General features: G+C 50.7%; 12 protein-coding genes and 1 pseudogene. 1 reads left to right on the top strand and 12 read right to left on the bottom strand.

The annotated features are described in order from the left end of the window. Positions 1 to 9: 9 nt before the first annotated feature. From DQG13_RS02455 to DQG13_RS31785, 12 genes and pseudogenes are all read right to left on the bottom strand, one after another. Positions 10 to 2,970, bottom strand: a complete 2,961-nt coding sequence (locus tag DQG13_RS02455) for a hypothetical protein (protein WP_146767087.1) — start codon at positions 2,968 to 2,970, stop codon at positions 10 to 12. A 133-nt stretch (positions 2,971 to 3,103) separates the two neighbouring features. Further along, positions 3,104 to 3,988, bottom strand: a complete 885-nt coding sequence (locus DQG13_RS02450; RefSeq protein WP_113017912.1) for a carbohydrate ABC transporter permease — start codon at positions 3,986 to 3,988, stop codon at positions 3,104 to 3,106. A gap of 14 nt (positions 3,989 to 4,002) precedes the next feature. Then, the gene (locus DQG13_RS02445) at positions 4,003 to 4,902 is read right to left on the bottom strand and encodes an ABC transporter permease (RefSeq protein WP_113017910.1); all 900 of its coding nucleotides are present in this window, start codon (positions 4,900 to 4,902) and stop codon (positions 4,003 to 4,005) included. 68 nt (positions 4,903 to 4,970) lie between these two features. Then, positions 4,971 to 6,689: a type 2 periplasmic-binding domain-containing protein gene (locus tag DQG13_RS02440; protein ID WP_146767086.1), complete on the bottom strand. Its 1,719-nt coding sequence runs from the start codon at positions 6,687 to 6,689 to the stop codon at positions 4,971 to 4,973. Positions 6,690 to 6,858: 169 nt separating this feature from the next. After that, on the bottom strand, positions 6,859 to 8,238 hold the full coding sequence (locus DQG13_RS02435) for a response regulator transcription factor (RefSeq protein WP_113017905.1): 1,380 nt from the start codon (positions 8,236 to 8,238) through the stop codon (positions 6,859 to 6,861). Continuing rightward, complete coding sequence (locus DQG13_RS02430; RefSeq protein WP_113017903.1) at positions 8,235 to 9,965, bottom strand: sensor histidine kinase; 1,731 nt, start codon at positions 9,963 to 9,965, stop codon at positions 8,235 to 8,237. The genes DQG13_RS02435 and DQG13_RS02430 overlap by 4 nt, the downstream gene beginning before the upstream one ends. 182 nt (positions 9,966 to 10,147) lie before the next feature. Continuing rightward, complete coding sequence (locus DQG13_RS02425; RefSeq protein ID WP_113017901.1) at positions 10,148 to 10,927, bottom strand: ChbG/HpnK family deacetylase; 780 nt, start codon at positions 10,925 to 10,927, stop codon at positions 10,148 to 10,150. After that, on the bottom strand, positions 10,924 to 13,284 hold the full coding sequence (locus tag DQG13_RS02420) for a family 78 glycoside hydrolase catalytic domain (RefSeq protein WP_181592525.1): 2,361 nt from the start codon (positions 13,282 to 13,284) through the stop codon (positions 10,924 to 10,926). The genes DQG13_RS02425 and DQG13_RS02420 overlap by 4 nt, the downstream gene beginning before the upstream one ends. A gap of 348 nt (positions 13,285 to 13,632) precedes the next feature. After that, positions 13,633 to 14,070, bottom strand: a complete 438-nt coding sequence (locus DQG13_RS02415) for a type II toxin-antitoxin system VapC family toxin (protein WP_181592524.1) — start codon at positions 14,068 to 14,070, stop codon at positions 13,633 to 13,635. Continuing rightward, positions 14,067 to 14,318, bottom strand: a complete 252-nt coding sequence (locus tag DQG13_RS02410) for an AbrB/MazE/SpoVT family DNA-binding domain-containing protein (protein ID WP_181592523.1) — start codon at positions 14,316 to 14,318, stop codon at positions 14,067 to 14,069. Before DQG13_RS02410 ends, DQG13_RS02415 begins: the two co-directional genes overlap by 4 nt. A 281-nt stretch (positions 14,319 to 14,599) precedes the next feature. Next, on the bottom strand, positions 14,600 to 14,758 hold the full coding sequence (locus DQG13_RS02405) for an ATP-binding cassette domain-containing protein (RefSeq protein WP_309472216.1): 159 nt from the start codon (positions 14,756 to 14,758) through the stop codon (positions 14,600 to 14,602). Further along, positions 14,736 to 15,485: pseudogene (locus DQG13_RS31785) on the bottom strand (ABC transporter transmembrane domain-containing protein). The gene DQG13_RS02405 and the pseudogene DQG13_RS31785 overlap by 23 nt, the downstream one beginning before the upstream one ends. 530 nt (positions 15,486 to 16,015) lie before the next feature. Here DQG13_RS31785 and DQG13_RS02390 point away from each other — a divergent pair. Further along, positions 16,016 to 16,741, top strand: a complete 726-nt coding sequence (locus DQG13_RS02390) for a phosphodiester glycosidase family protein (protein WP_181592521.1) — start codon at positions 16,016 to 16,018, stop codon at positions 16,739 to 16,741. Positions 16,742 to 16,834 lie beyond the last annotated feature (93 nt).

Here is a 16,834-nt window from a genome sequence, read left to right as displayed (position 1 = left end):
ATTCCTCCTTTATTTGCGATAATCATCTATATTGAGTCCTTCGTAAATCCTGGAGCCCTTCAGTTTAAACAAAGACTCCAGGGACAACTCCTCATGGGCCACAGCATGTGCCTCCGTAATGGCGCCGCTGCGGTACAGCCAGGAGAATACCGGTGATTGACCCAGCATGCCCGGAGTGGAAACCGGCCATTTTTGCACCGTAGTGTCCCAGTTGGCGCTGGAAGCAAAGAGGACAACGCCGTCTATCCCCTGCAGGGCGCTGTAAGCCGACAGGAAGAACATGCCCTCCGCCGTGTAAGGAGTGGGATTGGTCCAGGTGATCTCTGAAATCATCGAGGGATGATCCTCATTGTGAATGAACTTCACCGGCAGTTTGTCTGGATTCTGCACAGCGGAAACGGGCTTGTAGGTATCTCCTGCCGTAACGCTATAGGTTGTAGCCCCCTTATGACCGGCATCATAGTAGGCATGACGGTCGATCCAGTCCGCAGGCTCATAGGTGTATCGTTCCAATGCCTCCATCTTCTGCGGACTGGCGGTAATCCAGTTACTGGCGCTGGTTAATCCTCCGTAGCCGATATCCTCCCGAACAAAGCGGATCATTTCGGAGTAGAAGTCCTGGCTTAATTCCACCAGGAAGCGGAAAGTGTCCCGGCGCCGCAATGCCGTGCTATCAGTGCCGGTAGCTCCCGCCAATGAGCCGATTCCTTCAACCTGCATCAGCAGCTGCTCCGGATCATCTGTCCAGGTTTTGGCGGCAATACCCCAAGCATCATATGCGGCGTCAATGGAGCCGTACTCTTTGACCAGCCACTGGCCAAATTTACCATACAACTCCTTGAGCACCTTGGCGGGATAGCGGGAAGGATTGAAGGTATGGAACAGGAAGCTGTCCTCGTTCTGAATTTCGATATTGACGATGGCAGGCTCCTGGGCAAGCGGGCGGCCATTCTCATAAGGATTGGGTGTGTTCAGCATACGGCTTACTCCCTGTTTATACATCTGCTGCTGTTGCTCACTGAACAGCAATAAACCAAAAGGCTGCTTATACGCATCTGAAAATTCGGTTCCCGGTTCATCATTGTACCATTCGGATTTCGTTATATCTGACCAAAGCACGAAATAATGACTTATATTGGTATAGATCCCATACTTCTTGAAAGTAGATACCATGTAGTGGAGCCGGTCCAGTCTATCATCCGGAATATTGCCGTTGTCATCAAACACCATGCCGTGAAGTCTGAACATATTGACACCGTATTTGGCCAATTTCCGGGCATAATTGTCAAGCTGGGACTGACTCATGTTAATGGTATCAAGCCCTCCGTTTACCCCCCAGAATCGGACCTCCCGGCCGTCTCCCAGAACCATCCGCTCCCCGTCGCGGCGAACGAAGCCGGATTGGCCGGCGCTCTCCTCATTCATCCAGCTCATGTCAATATAGCTTCGCCTCTCCGAGCTCCAATCCACAACATCCGGCTCGAAGGCCCAGAACCCCGTATCTGCATAGCCCAGTTTTTCTCCGGGACGCATTAAGCTGCTGGGTACGAAGGCATCCTTGGTAAGGAGGAAGGCGTCAATGGCAGAGGCTGTGCGTTTGTCCGGCTCCATCGTCAGCTTGATCTCGAAGGTGTGGGTGCCTGCCGTCAGTGCCACATTGTCCTGGGCAATCCAGTTAACGGACAGATATTGCCTGATGGCAACGGAGTCCAGCAGCACATAAGAACCCAGATCTTTCCATTCCCCCTCATCAAATCTCCATTGGAATGGGCCATGCTTCCAGAATTTCCGAATGAAGAAGGAGTAGTCTCCATCCTCCGGAACGTCGATGATATACTTGGCGTAAGGCTCGGCCCCTTCAACAATCTGCTGCTGCCCAAAGGCAAGCCAATCCTCGCCAGATAACAAATTACGGTTTTCAGGAAAGGTATTGGCATCGAACTCGGAGGTTGCCGGGAAGTTCTCCCGCACAACCGTGTCCTCCCCTTCCCACCATACATACACAGGCTCCTTCACAGGTACTTCCTCATGCACGTAAGGGTCCGGAATGCCGTCCCGTTCTACAAGGGTGTAAAGCGTATTGGCAGGAAGCTGAATGGTGTAACTGCCGTTGGCTTCTGTTCCGGCAATTTCCTCCCGCACATAGCCGTTGACATCCAGAGCATACACCTTGCTTACATCGGCAATCTCCTTCAGCGTAACCTTGGCGTCAATATTGCGCACATTCATGGGAGCCCCGCCCATGGCGGTGATCTTCTTGGTGCCGTCAGCCTGATCCTCAGGGCGGAAGCCATAGGGGTAATTTTCGGTAAAGGCTTGAATCAGCAGCTTCCTGGAGGTGGCGATGGGAGCGCCGTCCAATGAAATGACCGCCACCGTACCGAAGGCATTCCCGGATTCAATCTGCACATTCTGCAGATCAATGCTGGCTGCGGCGTTCAGCACACCGGTAACCGCCTGTCCACGGTCTGTATTAAGACGATTCAGACCGATTCCATAATCCCAGCTCAATTCCCCTGTAATACTGTTGATGGTCTTGGCTTCCAGATCAATGTACTGGTATACATCAACTGTGACAGCTTTGGCCTCTGCCTGGGAGTCAGTGAAGCCTCTAGTCACCTTGCCCACGAACATAAGATACGGATTGAGCTTCTCCTCATTGGTTACCGACCGTTCATAAGGATTAACTTCCTTGACGGCGGACAGAGGCTGCCTGGACTGAAGATTGTCCCAGACTAACAGCTTGATGGTATGAAGATTGGGGTCTGGCTGAACGGTAAAAGACAAATGGAATGAATGCGGTGTCGTTCCGTTCAGCTCGAAGGTTTCCGTTGACAGGGCTACCATCTTGCCGGAACGTTCATACAACGCAGCCAGCAGCACTCCCTGAAGGGGATCAGATCCAGCGCTTAAAATGTTACCGCTTACAGTTTTCGCTAAACTGTCATACGCCTCCTCCTGAATTTCCACTTTCTCTCCTCCAACGCGAAAACCCTCCCCGGCATGAGCAACGGGGAGAATTGTCGTGAAGGAGAAGACCAAAAGCAGCAACATGACCAACTGTTTCCTGCAGTACATAAACCAGTCTCCTTCCAAAATAAATTTATTCCTTGACCGAACCAACCGTGATGCCTGAAATGAAGTAGCCCTGCAGCAGGGGGTAGATAAGGATAATGGGTATTATCGATAACACCAGCTTGGCTGATGGCAAGGTCACACCAGTTAGATCTGAAAGAGCAGCCATTTCCTCGGTGGTCTGGGTTGTGGGATCAATTTCAACCACCATCTGCTGCAAGTAGGTTTGCAAAGGCAGGATACTCCTATCCGTAATGTAAATCATCGCCTGGAAATATTCGTTCCAGACCGCAACAATCCGGAAGAGCGTAATCGTCGCCAGTACAGGAAGACACATGGGAGCATAGACATAAACAAGCTTCGTCCACGGCCCCGCGCCATCCATATTCGAGCAATCATCCAGTTCCTTGGGCAGATTCCGGATAAAGTTCATGACCAGAATACAGTTGAATACATTGCCCAGGCCGGGAAGGATCAGCACCCAGAAGCTATTCACAAGTCCATAGGAGGTAATGGCCAGGTAGGTGGGGATGAGGCCGCCATTGAACAGCATGACGAAAATCATAAACCACATGACAATATTCCGGCCCTTGAAATCCTCCACTTCTCTTGATAAGGGAAAAGCCATTAACAAGGAGTTAAGCACACTAAGGGAAACTCCGATAAACACCCGCTTGATCGAAACCCAGGTAGATACGAAGAATTGCTTGTCTTCCATCACCTTGGCAAAGGCATCCAGAGTAAATCCCTTTGGCCAAAAAGTAACGAACCCTGCATTGGCCTGGGCAGCATCGCTAAAAGCGATAGCAATCGTGTGAGCCAATGGCGCTACGGAAACAAGAGAGATAATCACCATTCCGAAATATAAGCAGTAATCAAATATGCGCGATCCCCATGTGCGGTCGTTGACCATTTGGGTTTACCCCCTTACCAAATCCGATATTTAAACAGCTTGTAAGCCAGCCAATAGGTAAATGAGATCAGTATGAAACCAAACAGCGACTTGGCCAATCCGATGGCTGTTGCCACCTCATACTGATAGGAGACAAGTCCCGCTCGAAACACATAGGTATCGATAATATCGGCGGTTCGATAAACCAGCACATTGTACAGATTGAAGATCTGGTCAAACCCGGCATTGAGAATATCGTCCAGACTGAGGGTTGCCAGCAGGACAAAGGTCATTCGAACCCCGGGAAGCGCAATATGCCAGATTCTTCTCAAACGGCTGGCTCCGTCAATGGCTGCCGCCTCATATAAGGCTGGGTTAATGCTGGTAAGTGCTGCCAGATAAATAATCGTGGAGAAGCCAAATTCTTTCCAGACGTGGGTAGCAATCAGAATTGGCCGAAACCATTCATTACTGCCAAGAAACATGATGGGATCCAGACCGAACAAGTTCCCCAAAGCATTGTTGATCAAGCCGTCCAGGGAAAGCATCTCCCGCATAATACCGGCGATCACAACCCAGGAGAGAAAATGGGGCAAATAGACTATGGTTTGAACGGTTCTTTTGAACCATATTTTCCGCAGCTCATTCAGCAAAACAGCGAAGGTAACCGGTATAATCTGCATGGTGACAATCTTCAACACGGCGATGTAAACGGTATTGAACAGAATCTGCTTGCTTTGCGGATTGTAGAAGATATAGCGGAAGTGCTCCAGACCTGCCCATGGAGAGCCCCAGATGCCCAGCGAAGGATTAAAGTTCTTGAAGGCAAGTGCGACACCATACAAGGGTACAATATGGAACATAATGGTCAGGATAATTCCCGGCGCCAGCATCAGCATGTAATGAAAAGAGTTGGCGTGCCACAGCTTTTTCATGCCGTTTCCCTCCAGATGAATAGAAGGCCGGAGTCTGGGAGTGACTTGGGGAGACTCCGGCCAAATCTTTATTTTTGATTCAGCTTCTGGTAGGCTTCGTTCACTTCTTTCGTGATTTCAGCGCCGCCCTGATTATTCCATTGTTTCACAAAAGAATCAAAACTATCCATGCTCGCTGTTCCCAAGATGATGTTATAGTAGGCTTGAAGCTGCGTATCCTTCAGCGCTGCCCACTTGGTGTTCATCGTAGGAGTGATATCAACAAATTTATTGTTTACCCACTTGACATTAACTTTGCTGCTGGCATTAATACCCTCGATATATTGCGTATAAACCTGATGAGGGTACAGAGCTTCCGCAGTCAGCGGTGTTCCTGCCTTCTGGCGCGCTACATCCTTCTCGATATTCTCATATATACCGAGTTCAGCGTCATCAAGAATATCCTTGGAAGCCGCTCCTGCCATGATGTCCGTGAATTTCTTAGCGGTACGAGCTACCGTATCCTTATAGGCGATGTTAAAGCCAAGACCGAACAAATCCTTTGTATATTTCTTTTCCGTGTATTCTTTATTGATCGCCTTTAAATTCAAATCATCAGCATATCCATTGCTGGCGTACTTTCTCCGGAAGTTATTCACCTTCACAGCCAGCTCCGGATGGGCATACCCCTTGCGCACAACCAGATATTGTTGGGTGGTGTAAGCAGAGCCTTGGACGGATACTCCTTCTTTATTCTGAATGACATACGCTTTCCAGCGGGTATTCAGATCATTCTTCCAGGAGTCTCCCATGGGCCACACAGCATTGGTCCATCTGCCGAAGAACATGCCGGCCCGGCCGCTTGCAAGATCGGGAGTCAGCTCATTGCCTCCCTTAAGCGGAAATTCCTTCTCAATCAACCCTTGCTTGAACATGTCGGCCAGGAAGGCCAGTCCCTCCTTGACCTCCGGCTGAATGCCGCCGTACACAAGATTCCCATCTTTATCCGGCACCCAGTAATACGGAAATGCATTGAGGTTGAAGAATATGGAGCTGGTATCAAAAGTGCCGCCAATCAGATCCTTGTAAACAGCAAGCCCCAGATTTTTGGCCCCCTTGGCCTTGAACGCCTTGGCCACCGTGACCACATCCTCCAGCGTCTTCGGCGCAGGCAAACCCAGCTCATCCAGCCAGTCCTGTCTTACCCAAAGGAGAGATGTATCACCTGCAGTATCAGTCACACTCGGCAGGGCCATCAATTTGCCGTTATACGTGGCATCCTTCAGGGCGTCGCCATTGATGGAGTTGTGAATATCCTTGATTTCATCAGAAGCATATGTCTCGTATACCTTGGTCAGATCCTCAATCATGTCATGCTCCACCAGCCGGTTCAGCATTACCTTGGCCGACATGGCAGCATTTGAGTTTAGTATGAATACGTCAGGCAACTGATTGCTGGCAATCATCAGATTGAACCGGTTGTTATAGGTTTCCCCGGCAGGAGCAGACCAAGCGGGTTGAATCTTGATATTGAACTGCTGCTCCAGAAAGGTCTTATGGGGGTTGTTCTCATAGCTTTCCCCTTCCTTGAACTTGTGCTGGGCGTTGGTCTGGAACGGTGTCGTTACGGTGACGGGTTCGCTGTACTTGGCCCAAATGTCCACTTTCTCGGATGTGGCTGTTGTTGGAGCGGCAGACTGCCCCGGAGATGCCGACGGTGAAGTGCTGTCATTGTTGTCGGAGCAAGCCGTGGACAGCATCGCCAGGGACAAAGCCAATGGCACTAATAATTTCCCTTTCCTTGTCAAATTGATCCCCTTCTTTCGTATAAGATGAACTCTACTGCTTGCTTCTTCATTATAAATAGCAGGGTAAAGAAACCGATAGAAAGGGCTTCATCCGATATACCGTTTTTGTAAGCGGTTTTTTGAAAAATTGGAGCCGCCTGCAGCAAAGATGACAAAAGTTGTATGCCGTCTAACGATAATCCGATGGCAGCCGGCCCGTGCTTTCTCTGAACACTCTGCTGAAGTAGCTTTCATCCTGAAACCCCGTCTGTTCGGCAATCCAGTAAATCGGCTTGCCCGGATGCTCCTTCAACAATTTTTGGGCAATGGATATCCGCATATCCCGGACAAACTCATTGAAGGTTTTTCCCATAATATCCTTAAACACACCGCTGAAATAGCCGCGGCTAATGTTCACTCTCCCGGCAATATCCGCCTGATTGGCTCCGAATGCCAGCTCCTCGCGCAAGATCAGCACAGAGCGAAGGACACTGGTGAACACTTCTCTGGAGCAGCCGGATTGATGGAAAACAAGCAGCCATATCCTGCGCAGCTCCGCCAGCCATTGCCGCAAATCAAACCAGCAGGAAAATTCCGTTTGCTTCAATTGATGCTTCAATTCGGGATAAGCTTCAATGTGCCGCCAACCTTCAAGAGAACCAAGCATAAAGGGAATCAATTCTTCCGCGGCAAAACGTTTCTCCAAGGTCAGCTCCGCCAGCCTGCTCCATTCGGCTTCATCCGCCATCCAGGCAAGCTGATTCCAGGCCTTGATCCAGTCCTCGGTAATCCCGTACCCGGCTCCGCAGCAATCCGCTCTTAATTCCTTGGCGGACATCCTGACGTATAATTGCTCCGGATGCCATTCATAGAACAGCCTCCGCTTCATTTCCCGAAGCTTGTCATCTGATAATTGCAGGTTCTTCCCGGCCTCCACCCCGGCAACCAGCAATACCAGCCATTGCTCCCGGGACAATTGCTTCAGCAAGGGGCGGATATCCGCATCTCCCTGCCCGTCGGCAAAGGATACGAACCAGCTGCCCTTGCCAAGCTCTGTAGTCCGGGCCGGATGAGCCCAGGGCATAGCCTCGATGCTGTGGGAGGCGCCGTTCCTTGCGCACAGCAGCACTCCCCATTCTCCCTGTCCCGAGGCATTCATGCCATGCCGTTTTCCGGAGTGCATCTCCCGGTCATGCTCAATCCGCCGCGAAATCCTCCCCAGCACATTTTCCACCGATTCCTTCTCCAACTGCGTCTTCAATACATAATCAATAGCCCCCAGCCGAAGAGCTTCCTGAATATAGTCAAAATCACTGTGGCAGGTCAGGACCGCTATAAAAACATGGGGATGAGCAGAGCGGACCCGCTGCATCAGCTCGAAGCCCGACATAACCGGCATGGTCAGGTCCGTCAGCAGCAGATCTACATGATGCTTGTCCAACAGCTCCAGGGCCGTCTCCCCATTATCCGCTTCCCCTACGATCTCCATCTGGAATTGCTGCCACGGGAACGAATAGATCAAGCCCTTTCGCACCAAATGCTCATCGTCTACAATCAGTGTTCTAATCATGCTCCGCCCTCCCCTTGAGCTTGTTCTGCCTCCTCCTCGCAAAGCGGCGGCAGCAGCAGGGACATGGCCGTTCCCTTGCCGGGCTGGCTGCTTACTTGCAAGCCATGCTCCTCCCCATAGTGCATACGAATCACATTATTGATGAAGCGAAGGCCGATTCCCAGCCCGGCCTTGCGCTGCTGCTGCTGCTGATCGTCGAACAGGCGGTCTATTTCCTCCGGCGTCATGCCGGCGCCGTTATCCGCTACCTCAATCAGAAGCTTGCCGTCGGTTATCCTGCCTGTTACCGTAATGATCCCGTCATTGTTTTTGAAGCCGTGGTAAAGCGAGTTTTCCACAAGAGGCTGGAGAATAAATCTGGGAATTCTCCATTGCAGAACCTCCTCCTCCACCTCAATCTCCACATGAAATTTGTAATTATAGCGGATCTGCTGCAGCTTGATGTAATCCCGCAGCACCTCCACCTCTTCATACAGGTGCACAATTCGTCCTTCTTTGCCCAGATTATAATTTAGCAGCCGCGTGAAAGCGGCGATCAGCTTGACAATTTCATCCTGCTGGTTCAGCATGGCAATCCATTGTACAGTGTTCAGCGTATTATGGATAAAATGCGGGTTGATCTGGTACATCAGCTTCTCTACCTCAAGATGGCGCTTTTTCCGCTCCTTCTGCTCGATTTCGTCCATCAACTCCACAATCCGCAAGCGCATATGATCGAATTTGATCAGTACATCATCAAATTCCTTCATCCCCGGCAAATTGATCGGTTCATGGAAATGGGATTGGGATACCTTTTTAATCTCCTCCTTCAGCTTGATGAGGGGACCATAAATCATCCTCCAGACTCCCCAGCTGATCAAAAGCGCAAGCAGAAGACACAGCACGGAGGCCGGAATCGCAATCCGCAGCCATGACTGTTTTTCCCGGTTATAATCTTCAGGATCAATCAGAATCGACAAGGTCCAGCCCATTTCACTTTGCTCCGAAAATATATGCGGATTCTTTATATCGGTTTTCTCCGAATAAACCAGCTTGCCGTCCGCGCCGTACAGCCGGTGGGCGGCGGACATACTGAAGGTTTCCACATTGAATAATTCCGAAAAAACCTTGAAGTTGGTTTCCACATAAACGGCGACAGGCAGGTTTTGCCCGTACTGGCCCACGCTGCGGACAATCGAGAAAACATTGTTCTGACTGTTGATATAAAGCGAACGGTATGGTCCGTAAAAGGTGTAATTATTGCCTTTTGCCAGAACCGGAAAAGCGTTTTCATCAATCCTCTTGCTGCTATAGCTGTTGTAAGGCGTGATCATTTCATGCGTATTGCTGAGAAAATATTCAATCATGCCAAGCTGCGGATTCGTATAGCTGATTAAGGTGATATATTTGTCGATATCCTTATACATATTCGATTTTTGGATGGCATCATCCAGGCTGAGGTAATCCCGCAGATTGCTCCCGATAGACCCCTCGAAAACCAATTGCTTGGATGCCATATCCAGATTGGACAGCATAACCTCCAGATTGGTTACCTTCTGCTTCAATGCCGTCTGCACTCCCCGTTCCACCTTATTCTGCAGGATGAAATAGATGGAGCCATAGGACAGCCCGCCGATCAGGAGCAAGGGCAGCAAGGCTGCCAGCAGAGTGAAAATGATGATGCGGCTATGCAGGGCATAAGGAATCAATCTTCTATAACGCGAAGGGAGACCGTCGGCTTTGAGCAAGTTATATCCCTTCCTTTCGCTTCACTTCAGGCGCCGGAGGACCGGACGGCCTGCAGTAACTACTTGTATAATAACATAAGAATATGAAACTGAAGTCATTTACTGGAAAAAACGAAAAACGGTGAGGATAAAGGCTGCACCCACAATGGATGGTTCATAGCCCTCCTCCTCACCCGGTTCTATCATGAAAGCAGCTCCGCCGCCTCCACATAGGTGACAGGCCGGATGCCGCTCTCCCTTACGTAATCAAGCAGTCTTCCGTCTGACAGCATGAGTCTGTCGCCGTTCCGTTCAGCGGCGATTCTCCCGCCTGCGAAGACCTCATTGCCGAATGCCCGCGTCTCCTCGTCATCATAAGCCGGATGGGTAACCAGCGTGTACAGCCCGGGACTTGCCACTTCCAGCCTGGCAATGAGGCGCTCTACGGGATTGGCATAGAGAGACGCCTCCGCTTCGGGAAGCGTACGCCGCTGCACGGAGCGGTACGAAATCACCCCTTCCTGCAAGCACCATTCGTCGAACATCCGGGCAAAACCCTCCGCCACCCATTCAAAACCCATATGCGTGTCCGCATACCGGATCTCGAAGCCCAGCTGCCGGGCCAGCTCAAGCTGCGCCTGAAGCTCGGCCAGCATATGCTCCGGCTTGGGCGCCTGCTCCCGCAGCTCCGCACCATCCTTGCAAAAGGTGCCGTCCTTCCGCACCAGACTGGATACCTGCTCCGCAGGCAGTACCGGTCCCCAGCGCACCCGATCCCATTCGCTGGTGAGCGTTGCGTGCAGGCCGAAAACCAGGCCAGGCGTCTTCGCATATTTAACCGCTGCCTCGCGGACCGCCGGGCAGGTCACCATAACGGAGGCATTGCGAAGAAGTCCACAGCGGTGGGCAGCCATGATCGCTTCGCTGCTGGAGCGCGAGTTGCCGAAATCGTCGCCGCGCACAAGAATGTATTTGTTTGTCATGGTATCCTCACCTTTTCCTCAATATTGCCGCAGCACTTATATGAACGAAGAGTGCCGTCCGGCAGCCTGAGCGTCGCCGGAATATTCGCCGGTCCCTTGACTTCAATATGGAACATCCCCTTGGTGTATTCCCACCGAACCCGCACCGGCCCTTGCGCTGTAGCGGCAGTTCCTTCCGCCCACAAAAGCGGCCCCGGCTTCGGCTCAATCCGAATGCTTGCGAATCCGGGGGCTCCCGGCTTCACACCCAACACCTCAGCCGGGAACTCGTGCAGCGGCAGCGCACCCCAGGCGTGGCAATCGCTACGGTTGCCTACCGGACTTTCCGCCCAAGTGGTAAGGCGCAGGTTCACCATCTCATGCCACGGCTGCCAAAGACGGTATACCTCATCATACAAGTCTGCCGCCGAAAGCGCCCGGAACAGGAAATGCATCATTGGATAAGATGCCTGAGCCAAGCTTTGATCACCCAGGGTTTGTTTCATCAGCCGTTTGGCGGCCTCCCCTTCCATCAGCCCGGACAGCACGCTCCATAGCTGGGTGTGCTGACTGTATGCTTCCACATCCGGCCCATCGCGGAACAGCTGCCGCTCCTCCGACCAGCAGGTGCGTCTGACCGCTTCATTCAGCCGGTTGGACAGCGCCCGGTACTCCGCAGCAGTCGCCGCTCTCCCCACCGCCTCATTCAGCTCCGCCGCCTGATTCAGCGCAGCGGCGAACAGCAGGCTATGTACGGCCATCGGTCCTTGGTCATTGGCGGTTGGTACGCCGTTGGGCCATTCCGCAACCCAGTCGATGAACGACCAGTAGTGCGGATCAGCCGGCTCCACCAGGCCCTCCTCTCCCATATGGCGGCGGAACCATTCCAGTACGCCGTCCGCTGTCGGCAGGTACATTCTGATAAACCCGGCGTCGCCGAAAAACCGGTAATGGTCATGCAGCATTCCGATCCAGTACAGCGAAAACCCGGGAATCACCTGAGGCTCCACAGAGGGAAATCTGCTTTGCAGCATCCCGTCGGGCAGCCGCGAGCAGTGGTAATCGTGAATTGCCTTTCGGGCAAGACGGTCGTCTCCGCTGATGCTGTACGTAAATAGCGCCTGCAGCGCCGTATCCATCGCATATTGGAGCTGCTCGTAATAGGGGCAGTCTTCATATGTTTCATGCATGCACCGCCGCAGCGTGCGCACGCTTATATCCCACAGCGGCCTGAATTCCGGAGCGGAACAGCGGAAGTCCGCTTCAATCTGAAGCGGGTAGCCGGTTTCCCGGTAATTCACATGGATAATGACCAACGGCTCATCGGCAGCAGTCCATTCAAGACGCACATACCGAAAGGTGCGAAACCAGAAAGGCTCATACTGTTCCGGCTGCTCTTTTGTACCGCGACCCGAGACGAGATAAGTATCGGCATCCCCGCACAGCATTTGCCCAGGGGTCGTCCAATCATCCCGCAGTCCTTTTTTCCGTTTTCCCTCCGCTGTTCTGCTCTCGTAGCATTCGGCATACCGGATGCGGACGGTTGCACCCCGGCCTCCGGCAAACGCTATACCCACATAGCCGGTTGTCAGCTCACCGGCGTCCAGTTCGATCCAGCCCGTGCTGCCCGGCGCCGCGCCAACCGGAAATGCCCCCGCTGTATCCGTTTCCAGAGACGAGCGAAGAATATTGGAGAACGCCGCCGGTGTCTCGGGCAGCCCGGGTATGGTCCGCGCCGTAAGCGGGAATGTTGTCAGAACACCATACTTGTTCATTGGCTTAAGGAAGCATACGGCCGGTTCCCAGTCTGCATCTTCATACGTTGCCCGCTCCGCACCCGATAAAGCAGTCATGCCGTTCACATGCTCCATTCCGCCCAGCCAACCGGCCGACATCCAGGAATCGTGCACAAGGGCATAGGAATGATCCTGCTTGCACCTCCAGCGTTCATCCGTATGCAGCAGCTCAATCGTCTCTCCCTCTGCGCTTGCCAGCTCGCCGTCCAGTATGAACGCTCCCCAGGGGGAGCGCCAAACCGAGCTGGGCCCCGACATGGTCATCGGCCCGCCCATGCCGTAGTGAAGCACCTTGGCGGCGATCACATTCATTCCCGGGCGCAGGAGCTGCGTTACGTCATACGTTTCAAAATATTGCCGGCCGGCATCGCCTTTGCATGGCCCCACTCCCACACTTCTGCCGTTAACGAACAGCCGGTAGCGGCTGTCGGCAGACACATGCACCACCAGCCTGCAATCTCCGTCGGGAACCGCAAATTTCCTGCGAAACCATACTAACCCGGTACCGCTTCCTTGCCCCTGCGGAGCTTCTGTCCAAATCCAAATTCCCTTCCATATCCTTTTTCCCGCCGTCTGGTTCACTGAATTTCCTCCCGGTTGTACCATAATAATACATTATACAAAAAAAGGCTCCCGCCCTAAACAGACAATGGTCCGATAAAGGGTGAAATTTGTCCGCTCTATGGTCTCATTTAATGAAAGAACGCTATGATCTGAACTTGTACAGGGAGGACCTGGAAAAGCCCGTTTTTCAGAGCTTGCTGGCCGTTCTCCGTTCCCGGGAATTCAAGGACGAAGTGAGTGGATTGGGCGGGTATGATACCTCCAGAACCGGAGAAATAGTCGGGGAGCTCTAGCGGCTGCCAGCCTTCAAGAACAGAAAGAGCCCTTGTTCTACAGGGCTCTTCTCCACAGGGGAACTAGCATATTTCAAACCTGACTTAAAGCCACGCATTGAATTTCTTTTACATGCTCCAACCGGACATCATTGGTGATAAACAATTCTGCGCCAGCAGTGATTGCTGTGGCCACAATTAGCGCATCGGGAGTCTTGATATTGTAAGTTCCACGTAAATAAGCAGCCCTTTCTGCAACACCGTTATCTACGGGTACAATACTTAAATTAGGAAAATGGGTAAACAAGAGTTTATATTGTTTTTCTAAGCCCCTGTTCCCTTCGCGAATTGGCTTCACCAAAATCTCTGTCAAAGAAACAGAAGATGCCACAGCAGAGAACATTCCAGTTTCAACTTGTTCTAATATTGTTTTAGCCTTCTCCCCAAAATCAGAGGATTGTTCGAATACATAAATGAACACATTTGTGTCTAGCGCAATTTTCTTAACGCTGGGTGGAACAAAAGAATTCACCACTTTTCCCTCTCATTTCGAACATAATCATCTGCAGATTCATTTTTCCATAATTCTTTTCCTAATCCCCATAATTTGTCCGAGAATGATTTAGGCTTTGGCATTACAATGATTTCTTGCTGCATCTCATCATATTGCCAAATTAATGTATCTCCGATGTGCAGATTGGCTTTTTTGCGTATATCATCTGGTATTGTAATTTGAAATTTTGTTCTAATTTCACTTTCCGTTTTAACAATATGCTCCACAGTATCACCCTTTCGCATTCCGGTGTGACTATATGCTATTTTAGCATACAATTTGTTATTTTGTCTAACCAGCTAAGCGTTTCGGGTTGGCGATTATGGTATGTGCCTTTAGCTATTTCATTCTTAAAAATGCCGTGTCACAGCTAAAAGTTAGAAACTGAGAACAATCAAAAATTGCATACGACATACTTACACTTCACAAAAATGAAGATCTATACTTCCCATTAGCATGTGAGTCGCTTCCAAATCTCTTAAATTGTCCTCCAGGAGTCCCCATATTATTATTCACATATCCACATAATGGCAGCCTCATCCCCGCCATCCAGGGCCGATGTCAGTTCATCCAGCAGCAGAATGTCCGTCTTCTTCACTAACGCTCTGGCAATGGCGATCCGCAGTCTCTGACCACCCGAAAGACTACCTCCACCTTCGGCAATCACGGTCTGATATCCTTGCAAACTGCAGGCCGGATACGACGACCACAGTCCCCCAGTTGGTCAGTCCTTTTTGCACCATAAGCGCGCCGATGATCATGATGCCGAAGGTTGACAAACCGTTCATCATGCCGACGATTGCATTTACCTCTGCCTGCCGTCGGGAAAGCCCGATTTGACAGTCGGCCTCGTCTTTTGTTGCATGAGCCAGCTTTTGTCCCATGAGAGCAGCCAGACTGAACAGCTTGATGGTGCGGAGCCCTTTCAGAATATCCAGGAATACCGTTGTCGTCTTTTCCGCGTTCTCCTGCAGCCGGGAGCCCATACGGCCTAACGGGACACTGTAGTGATCCGTTATCCAGATGGAGCCGAATCTGAGAACTGAAGCCACGATGCCCAATCTCCAATCAATCACAAAGCTTCACAACCCCGGTAAGCCTCTGGAGAAGTTCTCCAGAGTTTTGTATAGCTGCCCATCGTATATGCTCTCCAGGCACTCGAGACCATTGAATAAAAGCGACAGCAGTTCCCCCTTCGAATGGACATCGCAGTAGGAATAGGGCAACCTCAGCAGATGCCCGGCAAGCCGGCTGCGAACCCGAAGCGTGGCCCTTTTGCTTGCCCATGCGATAACATAGTCCGGCCGGTATAAACCTTTCTGTAAAACAGCAGCGTGGTTTTGCCGCTTCCCACAATCGCCGTAATATCCGGCCCCTCTATGGTGTTCCGGCATGATAAGCAAAATGCACATCTTCCAGCACCACCGAAGGATCACCGCCAGCGGCTTCATCTTCCCCTTGCATGGATTCGATAGCCGGTCCCGGCAGGTTCATCATTTTCGATCCTTTTCATGGACGTCGCAGCCTGATTGACATGGTTCAGCATAAAAGGAAGCATGACAGTAGGCGGAATAATGTAGCCGAGAAGCTGAATTATGGCGATATAGCTCCAAGCTCCAATTGTCCCGATAAAGCCAGCGCCCGCCGGCAACCGTAAAGATCAGATTGGGAGTGTTGGCCACAGAGAGGCAGGCTGCAGCAGAGAATCCGAGTCATCGCCATAAATCTATATTGGAAAAGAAAAGGGAACGATCGGATGGTTGGTGTAGCATTCCACTTACAGCATTTCTATGAAAATCCGCATTCTAATTATCACGTAAAATACTATGTTTCATACTCTAGTGCTAGGAGAGGTTTAATATTCCAGAGAAGCATAGAGGATATCTATCTCTCCGACATACTAAAAATTGGGAGGGCATCACTCATGGCGATTAATCATGTATTCAAGGAAACCGATGATTTCTATACCATAGTAACACCGGTCTCCAACATTACAACAAGGAAGATTGGGAATAACATTTCGGCGGTTGACGATTATGGTATTAATGGAGGATTCTTTAACTCTTCTAACGGCTACAGTAATCCACCAACAGAAGCCCTATCTATTGGCTGGAGCAGCATATACGGTGATCATGGATCGACAAATGCATACGGAAATAAATCCCGCGGGACAGTTGTTATTTTTGAAGATTACTTTGATAACTATAAGTTAAAAGGAGGAATTCTTCGAGCAACATCCATTACGGATGTCAAAAATCAACTAGGTCAAAACCACCGTTATAAAGCCATGATCGGTGGCGGCAGCCTATCCCTTGGTATCAGTTCGAACTCCACTTGGAAGGACAGCGTTTTTTCAGATGAGGATTGGAGCGGACTATATCCCAATCTAGCCCTGACAAACAGAACTTGCCTTGGCCTAAAAAATAGCGGTTCAGAAACCTATGCATTTCTTGCAATATCTAGAGGATGGAAGAGCTTATATGCGTGCAGAGATTATCTGAAAAGTGAAGGATGCTTTGACGGTATTTTCCTTGATGGCAGTGGATCTTCACAGATGCGCTGCTTGACGAACAATAATGTAAATATTTATGTTAATAACGGCGATGGTCGTAAGATTTGGAACATCGTTACCTTGATTAGCAAGTCGTAAGCATTAGGAAACAAAAAACTACCCTAAACTAAAACTATGGGGAGTTTTCTATTCCTACGGTGCAATGTTTAGCAGGATATATGCTAAGATCAG

It is taken from the genome of Paenibacillus sp. YN15 (assembly GCF_003285005.1).
In the GTDB taxonomy this organism is placed as follows: Bacteria; Bacillota; Bacilli; order Paenibacillales; family NBRC-103111; genus Paenibacillus_AR.
This window is presented reverse-complemented; position numbering and strand designations above follow the sequence as displayed.

Bases quoted from the DNA above. Each gene is read 5' to 3' on its own strand.
- DQG13_RS02450 (WP_113017912.1), bottom strand. From the start codon at position 3,988: ATGGTCAACGACCGCACATGGGGATCGCGCATATTTGATTACTGCTTA.
- DQG13_RS02390 (WP_181592521.1), top strand. From the start codon at position 16,016: ATGGCGATTAATCATGTATTCAAGGAAACCGATGATTTCTATACCATA.
- DQG13_RS02445 (WP_113017910.1), bottom strand. From the start codon at position 4,902: ATGAAAAAGCTGTGGCACGCCAACTCTTTTCATTACATGCTGATGCTG.
- DQG13_RS02425 (WP_113017901.1), bottom strand. From the start codon at position 10,927: ATGACAAACAAATACATTCTTGTGCGCGGCGACGATTTCGGCAACTCG.
- DQG13_RS02435 (WP_113017905.1), bottom strand. From the start codon at position 8,238: ATGATTAGAACACTGATTGTAGACGATGAGCATTTGGTGCGAAAGGGC.